The following is a 14779-nucleotide window of genomic DNA, read 5'->3' on the forward strand; positions in this document are numbered from 1 at the left end:
ATAAATCCCCCCTAACTTTGTATTGTGATTTATTTATCTTAAATATACAGCAACATCTTTCTGTTTAAAAGGCTATTACCACAATAAAGTAAACGGTTACAATAAATGATGTGCTACTGGCGGATATACCATCCCGTCATACCTTGATCATCTTGTTCAAGCATGACTCTTTCTTGTCCGTTATACTGACGTTTAACCAACTTAACCGCAAACCCGTTAGGCATATTCTCATCATCATCACTATAAAAGACCATCAATCCATCGTTTTCTGAATAATTTGCTGAACCAATATTCATATTATTTTGAATACTATGAGCACGTTGAACCGAAATTGTTGTTGCCGTAAACACAATTTTTTCTGGCAAAGCACCAACGGGATCATTTTCACCATCGACGCCATCCCATGTTCCAACTAGATCTGACGAAGTAAGTTGTGACGCATCTTTATATGTCGGATCGTTATTTGAAGGCGTTGATTCTTTTTTGTTTACATCACTATTATCTTGATTGTTATTATCAACTTCTTTATTAGACGACTTCTCTACACTAGTCTTTGGTGTTGTGATCTGCTTCTTTGGCACTAGCAAAGTTGCCGAACGACCATCCCCTAGAATAGTGACTCTTTGAGTTGATTCAGTCTTATCGAGTCTTATTTTAAAGTTATAAACACCTGGGAAAAGATTATTCTTGGTCAAATCCGAATAACTAACACTCTTCCCATCAACCTTAATTGACGCTTTTTTTAGTTTAGATGGAACAATCAATTTACTAGTCATCGTTGTAAGTTTGCTTTGCTTGATGAACAACATTTTGGTAGTTTCTTCATATTTAATATGATAATTATTATTCGTTCCAGCTATTTTTTGACCCTTTTTTAAAGTGGATGATATTTTACCAATATCCACAGTAGAATTCTGATTCCAATCCAAAAGAATACTTTTAGCACCAATTTTACTTATTGAGGATTTAGTAGTGTTGCCATCAAACATCGCTAGAAATTTGTCAGCATTTTGATTTTGAATCACCTGTGTTAAACCTGTATCAGCTGAACTGCTGGTATTCTTTTTCGAATTAAATATTGTGTAATAAAAACCACCTATTATAGCTACAATAATTACTAATATTACTATTATGATCACTGGTTTATGACTTTTCTTAGGCATGATTTACTTGTCCCCTATCTATACACATTAAATACCAAATATAAATCTGAGCTACCGGTACGAAGAAAAGCCAAGCCATATTCTTATTTTGACCTAGGTAGTTTAGTCTTCTCATGATAGGTGGTATTTCCATTAACCACAGTGCTAGTTCGAGTAACAACATAATAATTGTTAAGAATCCTGAACCTAATGCTGAAGCTGGTATTCCTAAAATAATGTATACTGCCATTCCCAATATTGCTACCATTAATTGAGACCACCAAAAAATCGATTTTTGATTATCTTGAACTGTTGGACTAAAATCAAATTTATTTTGCCAGATATAACCCATACTTTGACTAAAATCTAAATGTTGTGGTTGACCAATTGTAAATTCACCATCATATGTTTGACGTTTTTGCTGTTGATATCCTTGCCGTTGGTTATCATTATAAAAGCCGTTCTGTCGTTGTCCGTTGTAATCATTTTGTTGTAACTTATCATCAAAACCAGATTGTTTTGGTTGTTGGAAGTCAGTTGAATTATTTTGAGAATAATTACTTCCTTTATCAAACTCCGAACCACCTTGAAATCTTCCGCTATCACTAGATTCAGATACACTGCTATCTTGGACTACACTGCCTTGAGGAGTTCCACACTTAGGACAGAACTTAACATCGTCATTCATTTTATATCCGCAATTTGTACAAAACTTCATAATCTATATCCTCCTACTGTTCCATATGTTTTTTAATCCACCTAGGCGAGAAGCCATAGGTATTAGAGAGTTCTCTGATATCGTCTTTGTCATCGGGATTTTTATTCAAATATTTTTCCAATTCGACACGATCGTATAGCTTCATCGGTAGCTGTAATTGTGTCCCCCGAAATTGGTCGTAAATTTTCATCATATTATCTTCGCCAACTAAATCCCAAAGAGCTTTATATGAGGGATGAAGCACATCATAATTTATGTCCGCCCGCATTACTTTTCCTCCTTCCCCGCAACACCTGTTTTCAATTATTAAATTAGCAAATTACACCTGTCACTGAAAGCAAGCGCCACACTAAGCATTTACCCTGTGGCACAAGTGGTACACCAGTCTGACACAAGTAATTTTTAGTGCATAACACAATGAGAATGACGCTTTTTGGCAAAACAAAAAGACCCACAAACCATTTGGTTTGTGGGTCTCGACAATATACTTAAGGACAAACTATTTAATCAATTCATAATACTATTTAGGTAAGGTAATCGAAATGACACTCTTTTACAGTTTTCAATTCCGCTCTCTTTTCTAACTCATCTAACACCTTGTATTCAATTAATCAAAAACTAGTTAGGCCTCTTACTTACAGCGTCCATGATATCGGCATCAAAAATTTAGTCAAAGCACGTAGTAAATTACAATGGACAGCGATCATTACGTTCTTGTCATCTAATGGCTTAGGAACAATTTCATCTTCCCAGATGGACTGTGAAATTATTATTATATCTGTTAACGCTACCGATTTACAAAGATTATTCCACATTTTTATAGTGTCCAATTATTGACGAACTTATCCAACCAAATCTTCTTAAAAATTATAATTCTTTAATTCTAATTCTATTTTCAAGTAACATTTTTGACAATAAATTTTTGCCATGATTGGGTATTGTTTTTCCGTAATTATCTAATAATTGGCTGACCCTATTAAACATGGTTCTTGTTGCTTGTTCTTCATTACAACCATCATATGTTGAATAATAAAATACTAATTTTATATCATTATTATAAATATTACATTTATCAAAAATTGATTGAAAGTAAGAATAGTCCGCCTGGGCCAATGAATGACCATAAAAGATAATTTCATTAATTGACTGTGGAATCAATTCAGAATCATCAGTTCTCATTGCCAAGCGCATTATTCTATAAGTCTTAGTGAACTTATAAACCCTATTATCTGCGAATACCTTGTCGGCATCTATTCCAATAATTGGCTTATTACCAAGCGTACTGTGGATATTTCTTCTAATATTTGTATTTTCAGACTTTACCATCGTATAATTAAAATTCAATAAATTATATAAATTACCATCAGATAACCTTTCTAATACCTCTTCTGTCTCTGGTTTATAAAAAACATTGCTTGACGATTTTTTAATTAGATAACTATCAAACAAATTTTCAAATATCTTTAACTGATTAAGTAAAAATTCACTCAAGTCAGTATCTGGTTTATATTCAAATACACTTAATAGTAACAGTGCTAATTTTCTAGTCAGTAAATCAGTCTCCTCATTGGCACTAAATCTTTGTATTGTACTAACCTTTTTTAAACCTTTGATATACTTATCAATAGCTGAAAATCTTGTCTCTTTTGAATCAGATCTATATGTATTTTTTTTACCATATAGATCTGATTCTTCTGTGAAGAAAGTACTGATAGATTCTTCGATATTATACCAGTTTTTTGAATTTGAACAAAAAATAACAAAATAACTGGTCCAAAATCCTAATTTTCTTAATTCCAACGAAAACAAATCAGAAAATTCTTGATCATTTTCCATCTCTGGCTTTTCTTCTGAATCTTCTGGGAAATCATATTTTCGCATTTCAAACCAATTATATTCACTTAAATTTATTCTTTGATTTCTATTACCTGGATATGCCGAGAATCCATGAAGTTTAAAATCACTTTTAAAGAAGGTACGTAACTTCCCAAAATCTTCATTCACTGTACTTTTATTTAACTCTTCAAAAAAATTCCAAAATCGTGAAGGTAGGCCACACCTTAAATCAAAACCGTTGCCTAGAATTATTAGTGATTTAATCTCATTTATTTGTTTCATTTATACTCCCCTCAGGAAATTTTATAATATTATTATTATCTAATACGTAACAAATTTGAACAAAAAAATACAACCACACACTGTGTGATTGTATTTTTTATTATCAACTAATCAAAAATTAGTTAAGCTTCTTCTTACTTACAACGTTCAACTTGTCATCCAAGTCATAAACAACTGGTTCACCAGTAGTCATTTCAACGTCCATGATGTCAGCATCAGAGATGTTTTCGATGTATTTAGTCAAAGCACGTAGTGAGTTACCATGGGCAGCGATGATTACGTTCTTGCCATCTAATAGCTTAGGAGCAATTTCGTCTTCCCAGAATGGAATTACACGTTCCAAAGTAACTTTAAGGTTTTCACCACCTGGAACAATTCTTGGGTCCAAGTTTGCGTAACGACGATCGTTAGCTGCTGAACCTTCGTCAGTAGCTTTCAATAGTGGAGGCAATGTATCGTATGAACGTCTCCAGATATGAACTTGTTCATCACCGTATTTTTCAGCTGTTTCAGCTTTGTTAAGACCTTGAAGTGCACCGTAGTGACGTTCGTTAAGTCTCCATGTCTTTGTTTCAGGAATCCATAATTGGTCACAGCCTTCAAGAGCGTAGTGCAATGTCTTGATAGCACGTGTCAATACTGATGTATAAGCTTGGTCAAATTGGATGCCAGATTCTTTAAGAAGTTTACCAGCGTTTTGAGCTTGCTTTACACCTTCTTCACTTAAGTCAACATCAACCCAACCAGTAAATTGGTTTGATAAATTCCATTCACTTTGTCCGTGACGAATGAAAACTAATTTTGCCATTTATATGATCCTCTTTTCATTTCATTAACAATCTACATTTTACACGATATTGATGATAAAAAAAAGAGAGTGATACCTAATTTAGTCCAAAAGACTAATTTTTGGCACCATTCTCATGAAAAAATATTTTTGTATGAAAATTTATTCTTGTTCTTTATAGATTGGTGTTTCGATTTCTTTCAAAGTTGTGATATCCATCTTATTTTTGGCATTCTTATTCAAGTAAGTATTTACTTGATCAGTTCCAGCAATCACAGCAGAAACCTTATCAGTACCATCAATCAACTTGGAAATTCGATCAGCATTTTCACTCTGTTTCATCACAATTGGAATAACCTCGATATTGCTATCGCGAAGTGATAAGAGTTTCTTGTAGAAATCTGAACCGATTGAAACAAAGACTGTTGATACACCCTGCTTCAAAGCCTGATTCTTAAGCCACCAGACGATTAAGTCCTCATCACTATCAAATATACTGATCAAGACATTACCTTCGCTGAAAAGCTGAATATAAGGTTCATCGCCTGTATAGCTCTTAATTAAGACTAACGTTCCGTCTTGACGATAGAAGTTTTCACGGACAACTTTATTAGCATTACGGTGGTCATAAAATTGAGTGGCAGAAATGACGCCGTTAACGTCAAAAATATCACGACTCAAAACTTGATCATCTTTGTAATGACGAATGATTTGAAGCTGATGATTAGAATCACGAGAAACTTCCATAACTAATTTGTCGTTAGCATCCAAAATCTTATCAACTTTATCAGTCACATGTTGTACACGATAATCAGCATCAAATGGTATCTCCGCTGGTGTCACTGAAACATTCAAATTGCGACCTTGCAATTCATTGTACATGTTCAATAGATAGGCATTGCCATCAACGAATCCAGCATCTTGATAGTTCATCCATGTAGCGTCGATTTGATCGTTGTAAGTAACCGAAATGGCATTAGCCAATAATCCCCGTTCAGCTAAAGTCATTGTCATCTGTTGCCACATTGCCGTGGTGTCACTATCTGGGTTAGCGGCTAAATCATCAGTAAAGACGAAGTAACTGGCATTAGGATCCAAATAAATCTCGTTGGCCATTTCATCTGTGCCAAACCATTCCTTCAATGAATCATTGATATCATTGATTCGGTCAGTTGCTTGACGACGCTCGTCAATTTGATCACTGCCAACAGTTCTTAAAATATGGTTGCAGTAACTACGGTCGGCCAACAATTGACTACGAAGTTGTGATTTGAGATCAGCACTTTGATCTAAAGTATTCTGTAGATTTTGTTCAGTGTACTCCCAGTCCTCATTTTCAGGTTGTCCTGGTTGAATAGGTGCCTGGTTTTGAGGCTCTTGGGGTCCAAAGTAATAGTTATTATTATTGTTGTTGAAATCTTGATTGTTAGGTGTAAATTGAGTCCCCATCCCCATATTTGGGTCATTATTGAATTGACCTTGACTAGGATCAAAATTATTTTGATCTGGTTGTTGCGGTGTTTGATAAGAAGAATTATTTAGATCAGAATAATTATTATCGTTGTCTTTCTTTTTTCTATCAAAAAATGACATACCTTAATCTCCTATCTACGTCGGTTAGTTATCTTCATTATATATGACAAATTTTCTTTAAGTTTAATTATAACGTTTTCTTTAATTTTATTCTCTTCTTTTTAGAGTTCTTCGTAATCGAGTGCACTCCTAAAATATCAAGGAAGAAGACAAAGATTGGTATACCAATGATTAATCCCCAAGTACCGATCAATTCTTCAGATACGATCAACACAACAAAGGTGAAGAAAATTGGTAGATGCGTCATGCTCGACATGAATTGTGGATTTAAGAAATACGTTTCAATCATATGAATTATAACGATCATAATAATGATATAAATAACATATCTGATCCCGCCAACCGTATAAGCGATAAAACTCAACGGAATCATTGAGATGATAACTCCGGCAACTGGAATCAAGGACAAGATGAAGACCATGACCGCTAAGGCAATAATGCCTGGCATCTGCATGAACAACAACGTGATAGTCGTCAAAGCCGTATTGACAATGGCAATCATCAATTGAGCTTCTAAAACAACACCGAAAGTATTGACAAATTTTTGTCCATAATACTTCAAGTCAGAGAATACCCAACCGTAATTGCTATCCAAAAATTGTCTCCCGAAAGAGTTCATTTGTTCTACCTGACTAGCATAGAAGAAACTCAGCAAGAATGAGACAACAATATTGAAACCAACTGCACCAACACTACTAATGTAGTTAACTACCTGCGTGATGGCTCCCTTAATTTGACTATCTAGATTAATTTGTTGCAAGTAATTATAAATAACATTCAAATAAGGATTTGAACGAACTTCTTTACTTTCATAAAACTTCTGTAACGAGGCAAACATCTTTGCCGTTTGACTGATCAATTGGGGCACATAATTAGCAATAACAAAGACCAGCAAAGCAATAATTATCAAATATACCGGTGCTATGATCCAAATCGGCTTTACCCGTGGAAATTTCCTTTGGACTGCCCGAACTAATTGAACCGATAAGAAGGTAAAGGTAAAAGTTAATAGAAATAAACTCATCATCCCTCGAAAAAGGTAGATCAGCAATATAACTAAGGCCAGTAACGTCACTCTTCTCAAACGTTTGTTATCAACGAACTTATCGTACAAACTCATATAAAACTCCTTACATACACATACTTAGTGAAAACACCAAATCCATTCCTAATAACGTCAACAATGAGTAGCGATGATACCAGACAATCGCCGTGAATTCACGAAACATTGCCGGCCATTTTAACATTCTAACTGTTCCTGCCGCGGCAAACTGGACTTTTAAGCCTAATTTTTTAGCATGCCATTTAGTTCTAGGAATATGATAATCACTCGTTACTATAATAACCCTTGGACGATTTTTTTTCTGCCATGTGCTATGAATTTTGATTGCTGAATATTCTAAATTCTGAACGGTATTGATTGATTCATCTTCCTTGATGATAACTGATTCAGGAATTCCCTTATCCACTAAATACTTACGCATCATTTCCGCTTCTGTTTCATACGATGCCTCCGAACTCTTATAGCCACTAACGATGATTCGGGGCTTGCTCTCAAAACTATTGTATAGCTCAATTGCCTTATCCAAACGCTCACTTAAAATTGGCGGTACTCGTGATCCCATACATTTGTTTCCCAAAACAACTAAGAAATCAGGTTGATCATCTACAGATGATTTATGCAAATCTCGTTTCATCTGATACATATAAAACAGCATGATGATCAGCAAGATCAAATCAATCGTTGCAAAATTAAATGTATAAGCACGCAAGTACTTGTTTGTAGCCAAGGCCGCTATTGAATATAACGCCGTTATGGTCGCTATTGATACCGTTATAGCAAATCCCGGCCAACGGCTGTAAACATATCGAATTTTATAAATAATCACAATTTCAATCACTGACGCCGCAAGCATTAATAAATAAGTCATAATTCCCCTCCATGGCTTAATCCAAGCTAAACTTCAACTTAGGAACTTTCAATGAGAAGTCCTTAACCAAAGTCCACGTTACTGTTGTCGAATCTTTATCTGGTTGTTTCAAAAGAAATAGTCGATTATCCAATGAACCATAAACTAAAAATTTACCCTTAGTCGTTGTAACGGCTGGTCCATTTTGAGAATAAGCCGAAGGTGATACTAAGAACATATATTGCATCAACGGTTGCTTACTACCATTGACACTGATTCCCTGATAGTCAGATGGCTGTAAATTAGTTCCGTACTGACCACCAAAGTTAACCCCCAAATTACCAATCTTTTTATCGTTATTATCCGAAATTGCCCCCGCTAATTGCATTAAATCAGCATTTGATGATAACGGATTTTCTTTGTATTTATCATAATAATCTTTTGTCTGCGTAATTGCAGCTTTCAAATCAGTCTGTGCTGTATCTGATTTAGTTAGCAAGTTAGCATTTTTATTAGCCTGACCATCTTGCATTCGAACTGTATAGTCACCAGAATACAAATACAATTGGTCAGAATCAGTTTCAATTCTGATATTGGCACGCTTAATTTGATTGCCAGTTGCCTTCGAATTAACTTTTAAATTAACACTCTTGGGCAAAAGTCGATCCGTGTTCTGTCCATGATAATAGTAGTTAATTGTTAAGAGATTCTTCGGCGTTAAATAGTACTTACCATATAAACTCTGAACCTGCCCACTCTCAATCGATGTCTCCATGACAACTTTGCTATCAATATCGTCGCTCAGCTTTTGAGCCGAATGCTCTGTTAACGTTAATTGATAAGTTCCATTCTGATTAATAGTTAAATTACCATCAGTTCGACGATAATCAATGATCGTTTTGAAATTATAATTACCGATCATCTTATTGTTAGCCGTTAATGGCTTTGTATTACTGTTTACATTAATAACGTGATCTGGCATCTGCTCAGCTGAAATACTTTGAGATTGAGCTTTTTTGTTATTGCTTGTAGCTGACGGCTTATCTATTTTGGTTATGTAAGCAAATTTATAGGTCTCCCCACCTGAAGTGACAGAGTACCCTTTCATATGCTTACCATAAACATTTTCGTGATAATTTTTTTCAATTTTTAAAACCAAATCCTTATTAGCCGTTTTAAACGTAATCGTTCTCCCATCACGATCTAACGTATATTTTGGATTGTTAAATTGATTATCAAATCGACTGATTCCGACTTTCCCATTAATAGTCGAAACGTCTTTAATTTCTGCTCGTTGGCCTTTTAAAAATTTAATTGAGATAGTATCGTTTTCTCCCTGGTCCTGATACAAATACCATGTCTTATTGCTAGAAACCACTTCATCAGTTTCTTTTGGCTTGCATCCCAAGACCACTAGAAATAAACAAAGAACCCCAATTACCGCTAAGAACTTTTTAACCATATTGTTCACACAATGCCTTTCTGAAGACAATTATACAACTTCCAGACTTACCCTATTATTGAATAATGATAGCAAAAAAAGACCCGCTTTTCAGCGTGTCTTTTGTAATAATTTCTTATCAAAGAATATTTCATTTTATATCGAAATTATGCTAGAGCTTTGATAACTTGTCCTACAGTATTTTCAGGAACCCATTCGTTTGTAGCAACACGGTAATACTTAACACCGTTGATATCTTTAGTTTGATCAGTTTGCCAATCAGTACCTGTACCTAAAGCACGGTTAGTAATTCTAGACATAGTATTGTTAGTGCTGTCTAGAGAGTACAAAACAACATAAGGCTTTGAACCATCTTTAACTCTGATAATACCTTTGGAAGTATTGTTACCGTTATTAGTATTAGCGTTGTTATTATTGTTGTTATTGTTATTAGTACTGCTACCCTTCAATTGGTTATAGTACTTACCAACTAGATCGTAGAATTGATCCATACTGTAACCCCATTGTGCGAAGTAACCAACTGGATCAGTATGAGTTGTTTCTCTATACATTCTTGAAACGTCGTTATGTGATAGAACTGTCTTACCAGGTGTAAATGGCAATCCGTATTGAACTAATCTAAAGGCTGCGTAATAAGCTTGGTTAGCGACTGATCTAGCAAATTGATCAGTTGTATTTACACGACATAACTCTACTTGGATGTATTTACTGTTAGCAGTTTGACCTGCTCCCCAGACACCATAATCAGCACTGTGAATATTTATAATTTCTTTATCATCGACAAAAGCGTGAACGTAAGTCTGTGTTGTCTTCCATGACCAACTGAAGTATGAAACTTCATTTTCAGCTGAAGCACCAGGTGTTGCAGTTTCGTGGATAACGACTCCCTCGGGCTTACCAACACCGTTCTCATAACCGAACATCTTATTAAATGTACCGGCACGATATTGGATTGAAACTGGTTGTATATTGTTATTATTGATGTAATTGTTGATTGCTGAAGTTGCAGCTTGTGTTGTTTGAACTTGTGAACCTAGTTGTGGAACCACTTGTCCAACAGTTGCAAACCCGACGCTTGCAAGTGCAGCTGAAGTAGCTAAACTCGTAATTAATTTCTTTGAGACCATAATATATATTTCCCTTCCCAATGTTAATTTCCTTAACTCATAAATTATAACAATTTTCAAAGCATTTTTGAGAAAAGTAACAAATATGTAAACAGATAGTAAAGTTCATTTTTGTTGCATTTCTCTTAATTTGTCCAAAAGCCTATTTCGTTGGTACCTAAGGTTACGTGGGGTCTGTTGATGCCGTCTAGCGATCACCGCTAATGAAATCCCCTCCATGAAATGTTCTTGAAATATTTCTTTTTCTAACTGGGATAATTTTTGCCAATCAATGAAGTCAATTTTGGTCATTTCTTCTTCTGGAACTCGTTGGAAATCAAATTCCTCTAAACTGTGAAAATCAAAATATTGTTTCTCCTGTCGCAACATATCCGTTAATCGCCAAACTAATTTTTGGAATACATACGGTCTGAATTTACTCAGATCTTGCTTTCTTTGGCAATAATTCACATAAGTCTGTGCATAAATAATCATTGCCTCTTGAAAATAGTCTTCATAATCACAGCGAGTCACATAAATATGTACCCGTTTCAAAGCTCCATGAATTAATTGTTGATTGGCTAATGCATGTTGAAATCCTTGTTCTAGATTCATTGTGAGTATCTCCTAATTTACTCACAAGCGCTTGTGGTAGACCCAGAATAACCAATTTCACATCAAACTTTTAGTTGCCAAAATGTTCTAAAAATAAGGCTCTTTCCAGATAAATAAAAATAGGATACCTACAAATGGGCATCCTATCGTCGTTTCAGCGACTAATATAATTTCTTTATACGTACTAAATTTTGATGATAAAACTTCTTAGTTTCACTTTGCCCCAGTTCGTCAATTCCTTCATTGAGCAAAATGAATTCAATAATATTAAAGTAAAGCGTCGGCAAATTATTCAAGAGACTAATCCTCGAATGTAGATCACAACGACAACGATCGTACGTTGCAAATAAATGATTGCAGGTATACTCCAAGCAGCATCCGCCGACATTAATTATTTTTTCCAAAATTGTTATTGAACACTTAACCAAAAAACAAATTTTGTGAAAGCGTCTTTCTAGATTTCCCCTTGGAAAATCCATTTGAATCTTATGCTCACTTTTAGTAATAAAGTAAGCTGTTTTTTCAATCTGTTCGTAACATTCAAGAGCATCAATGGCAATCCAGTCAGCGTTCTTGCGACTAGCGCCAGTCATTGGCATATAAGCATATTTCCCATAAACAAAGGGCGTGTAATGAGTTATCCCATAGAAATTGACCAAAAACTTAGTCATGGCAAAGCCGACTCCGTTGATGGTGTACATTTCGTTCATGATCTGTTTAGTTGTACGTTCATCAATAAACGCTCCTAATTTAGAATGAATGATAATTGTATTGCCTGAGGAAGAGGTATTCGAAATATCTAACAAAGCTTCAATTTTATAATCAACTTTAAAGTCCTTAAAAATATTAAGTGAATCAACACTGTATTTAGAAATAATTTTTGACATACATGTCAAATTCAATTGCTTCATATATCTTATTTCTCCTCTTTTCTTTAATTAACTCACCATTGTGAGTATGGTATCAATATAACAAGAACATACGTTTTGAAGATACAAAAAAATGCAACTTTTCAAAAAAATTCGTAAATTACGCAAAAAAAAAGAAGACCCAAAGGTCCTCTCCTAATCTGCATTAAAAATACAATATTTTCCGTTGACCCAACCGGCATTTACTTTATACCAAGTTTGACCATCAACAATTTGTTTAGAGGTTACACGCCAAGTCGTACCATCAGCTAGACGAGTTCCTGTAAATTTATTGTTAGCTGCGGGGCTATTATAAACGTTAACTCCATATCCTGGAATATAGTTAATTTTAGCCATACCAGTAACACTAGTTACATAATTAGATCCTTTAACTTCAACGTCATTAGCACTGACCCATTGGTTTGTAGCCACACGATACCAGATCGAGCCATCAGCATGAGTCGACTTTTGATCAATCTTCCAATTAGTTCTATTAGAAAGACTGACAGCTAAAAGATTGTGCTTATCATCGTAAACTTTAGCACCTGGATTGGCCGTAATGTTAATGATATCAGGATAAGCAACCACTTTATCTTTGGTATAATCGCCACCAGATTGTGTTGACTTCAATGAGACATCAGTTGCTTTAATATAGCAATCATTACCTACAAAGTAGAATTTATTGCCAGAATTATCCATGACATACTTAGTCGTGATCCATGAAGATTGATAAGGCAATACTCGGTTTGTAGCCGTCTTCAAATTAGGTAGGCGATAAACTACAGAACCACTATTGTTAATAATAATTGCTGTATCAGCAATATTAACTGGTGGATTAGTTTTTTCAGATTCTAGCTGAACATCAGATGCTTTAACATATTCAGTTTTAGAAACTTGATAAAAGACCGTTCCATCGGCTTTAACAACTTTAGACGTAGTTGCCCAGCTGGTTCCATTATCTAAAGTACGGTTAGCAGCTATTTTATTAGGATCAGCATTTAGATAAACGTGTGCTGAATTTTTATTAGTTATTGTTACAACATCAGTTAAACTTGTTTGTTTACCCTCAATTGCGTTTTCATTACCAGTACCACTTGTACTGGCTTTTCCATCATATTGTGTCAAATTAGAGCTCTCAATTATATTATTTAGTACAGATGCATAAGTTGGTGCAGTGGCATAACGTCCTTGTAGCCAAGCTGTAGCATCCTTATAAGAAGTAGTATTCTCTCTCCAAGTTCCCTTGTAAAAGGCACTGTTTCCTTGAATACCATTACGCAACTTGTCACCATTATCGGCAAAAGATGCGTAAACACTAGGATATCTTCTAAAGTTATCATAGATAGTGTAGTAACCCTTATCAGCACTCCACTCTTTCGTTGGCATTGAGACGTATGCACCTTGATAACTACCTTTCATTCCAAAATAGTTATTATATTGACTAGATAACGTCGAAGTACCCCAAGTACTTTCCAAAATAGATTGCGCAATCATCACTGAAGCATATAGATTATACTTCGAAGCAACTTGTTGAGCCTGCGGAGCAACTTTAGCCAAATAAGCCTGTTGTTGAGCCGTCGAAGCCCCTTTAGTTGTTCCAGCCTGAGTCAAAGCTCTAACTGCATTAGCTGGTAATACACTGCTATTACCAGCCTTTTGATTAGCTTCAATTGCGTCAGCTGAATCTTCATTGATAGGTGCACCACTCTTGTCCATTACACTGGCAACAGTAGAATCCTTTGTCTCAGAAGTTTGTTGATTTTGGTCATCAGTTTGATCACCATTGTCATCAGAAACAGCTGCCTTAACTGGAGAAGCATTAGAAGAAATACCAACAGCGGCTAAAAAGCTTGCTAACGCCGTCGAGGCAACCCATTTTTTATTCATAATTTGTCTCCTCCCAAATTCTTGTATATCTATTGCTTAGACTACTATTTAATTTGGAATTCGACAATAAAACCTTAAGAAATTTGGATATTTTTAAACTTTTTTAATGATTTAAAATCACTAATCTTCGGTAGGAATGAACTCAACGTATTCTGCTTCGATCCATTCGCCATCTTCAGCGATACGGTAGAAGGATTTGCCATCTTCACCTGTACCCTTGGCATCTGTATACCAAGCAGTTTGGCCTTTAACGTATTTATCTTGGAGCATTTTACGGTTAACCTCATAATTATCAAATAGGAAAACAACATAGCGATCGTCTTGAGTTACTTTAACGATTCCTTGTACTTGTTCAAGCATTGCAATACCACCTTTAAAGTTAATATTAGTTACATTATACATTAATGCGTGAAAAAATGACTTGCAATAATTAGTAATATACCTTTATAGCAAAGTTCTATTTTGTTAGAACAGAAATATGCCGTCCTCCACAACAAGAAAATTTGGCTGGAACGCCATGGTCCGACTAGAAG

Annotated in this window: 14 protein-coding genes; all 14 read right to left on the minus strand. The window is 35.0% G+C overall.

Annotated elements, in window-relative coordinates:
- Nucleotides 1-113: 113 nt before the first annotated feature.
- Nucleotides 114-1163, minus strand: a complete 1050-nt coding sequence (locus U8526_RS08345) for a hypothetical protein (RefSeq protein ID WP_334341492.1) — start codon at nt 1161-1163, stop codon at nt 114-116.
- Nucleotides 1156-1860, minus strand: a complete 705-nt coding sequence (locus U8526_RS08350) for a zinc ribbon domain-containing protein (RefSeq protein ID WP_334341493.1) — start codon at nt 1858-1860, stop codon at nt 1156-1158. The genes U8526_RS08345 and U8526_RS08350 overlap by 8 nt, the downstream gene beginning before the upstream one ends.
- A 13-nt stretch (nt 1861-1873) precedes the next feature.
- Nucleotides 1874-2128, minus strand: coding sequence for a hypothetical protein (locus U8526_RS08355; protein WP_334341494.1), 255 nt, complete (start codon nt 2126-2128; stop codon nt 1874-1876).
- Between the two features lie 599 nt (nt 2129-2727).
- Nucleotides 2728-3978, minus strand: a complete 1251-nt coding sequence (locus U8526_RS08365) for an AbiH family protein (RefSeq protein WP_334341495.1) — start codon at nt 3976-3978, stop codon at nt 2728-2730.
- Between the two features lie 118 nt (nt 3979-4096).
- Nucleotides 4097-4786: a 2,3-diphosphoglycerate-dependent phosphoglycerate mutase gene (locus tag U8526_RS08370; protein WP_056953412.1), complete on the minus strand. Its 690-nt coding sequence runs from the start codon at nt 4784-4786 to the stop codon at nt 4097-4099.
- A gap of 141 nt (nt 4787-4927) precedes the next feature.
- On the minus strand, nt 4928-6358 hold the full coding sequence (locus tag U8526_RS08375; RefSeq protein ID WP_334341496.1) for a hypothetical protein: 1431 nt from the start codon (nt 6356-6358) through the stop codon (nt 4928-4930).
- Between the two features lie 67 nt (nt 6359-6425).
- A complete protein-coding gene (locus tag U8526_RS08380; RefSeq protein WP_334341497.1) occupies nt 6426-7478 on the minus strand; it encodes an AI-2E family transporter in 1053 nt (350 codons plus the stop codon).
- Nucleotides 7479-7488: 10 nt separating this feature from the next.
- Nucleotides 7489-8289, minus strand: coding sequence for a YdcF family protein (locus U8526_RS08385; RefSeq protein ID WP_334341498.1), 801 nt, complete (start codon nt 8287-8289; stop codon nt 7489-7491).
- Nucleotides 8290-8305: 16 nt separating this feature from the next.
- Nucleotides 8306-9730 (minus strand): hypothetical protein, encoded by a 1425-nt coding sequence (locus U8526_RS08390; RefSeq protein ID WP_334341499.1) that lies wholly within the window; start codon nt 9728-9730, stop codon nt 8306-8308.
- Nucleotides 9731-9876: 146 nt separating this feature from the next.
- Complete coding sequence (locus U8526_RS08395; protein ID WP_334341500.1) at nt 9877-10857, minus strand: peptidoglycan recognition protein family protein; 981 nt, start codon at nt 10855-10857, stop codon at nt 9877-9879.
- A gap of 105 nt (nt 10858-10962) precedes the next feature.
- The gene (locus tag U8526_RS08400; RefSeq protein ID WP_334341501.1) at nt 10963-11451 is read right to left on the minus strand and encodes a sigma-70 family RNA polymerase sigma factor; all 489 of its coding nucleotides are present in this window, start codon (nt 11449-11451) and stop codon (nt 10963-10965) included.
- 161 nt (nt 11452-11612) lie between these two features.
- Nucleotides 11613-12362 carry a hypothetical protein gene (locus U8526_RS08405; protein ID WP_334341502.1) on the minus strand — a complete coding sequence of 250 codons (750 nt, stop codon included), beginning with the start codon at nt 12360-12362 and terminating at the stop codon, nt 11613-11615.
- Between the two features lie 153 nt (nt 12363-12515).
- Nucleotides 12516-14246, minus strand: coding sequence for a glucosaminidase domain-containing protein (locus U8526_RS08410; RefSeq protein ID WP_334341503.1), 1731 nt, complete (start codon nt 14244-14246; stop codon nt 12516-12518).
- Between the two features lie 120 nt (nt 14247-14366).
- Entirely contained in the window at nt 14367-14606 is a 240-nt protein-coding gene (locus U8526_RS08415) for a hypothetical protein (RefSeq protein ID WP_334341504.1), read from the minus strand.
- Nucleotides 14607-14779: the final 173 nt, after the last annotated feature.

The sequence above is a fragment of the Companilactobacillus sp. HBUAS56275 genome (genome assembly GCF_036913655.1).
GTDB lineage: Bacteria > Bacillota > Bacilli > Lactobacillales > Lactobacillaceae > Companilactobacillus > Companilactobacillus pullicola.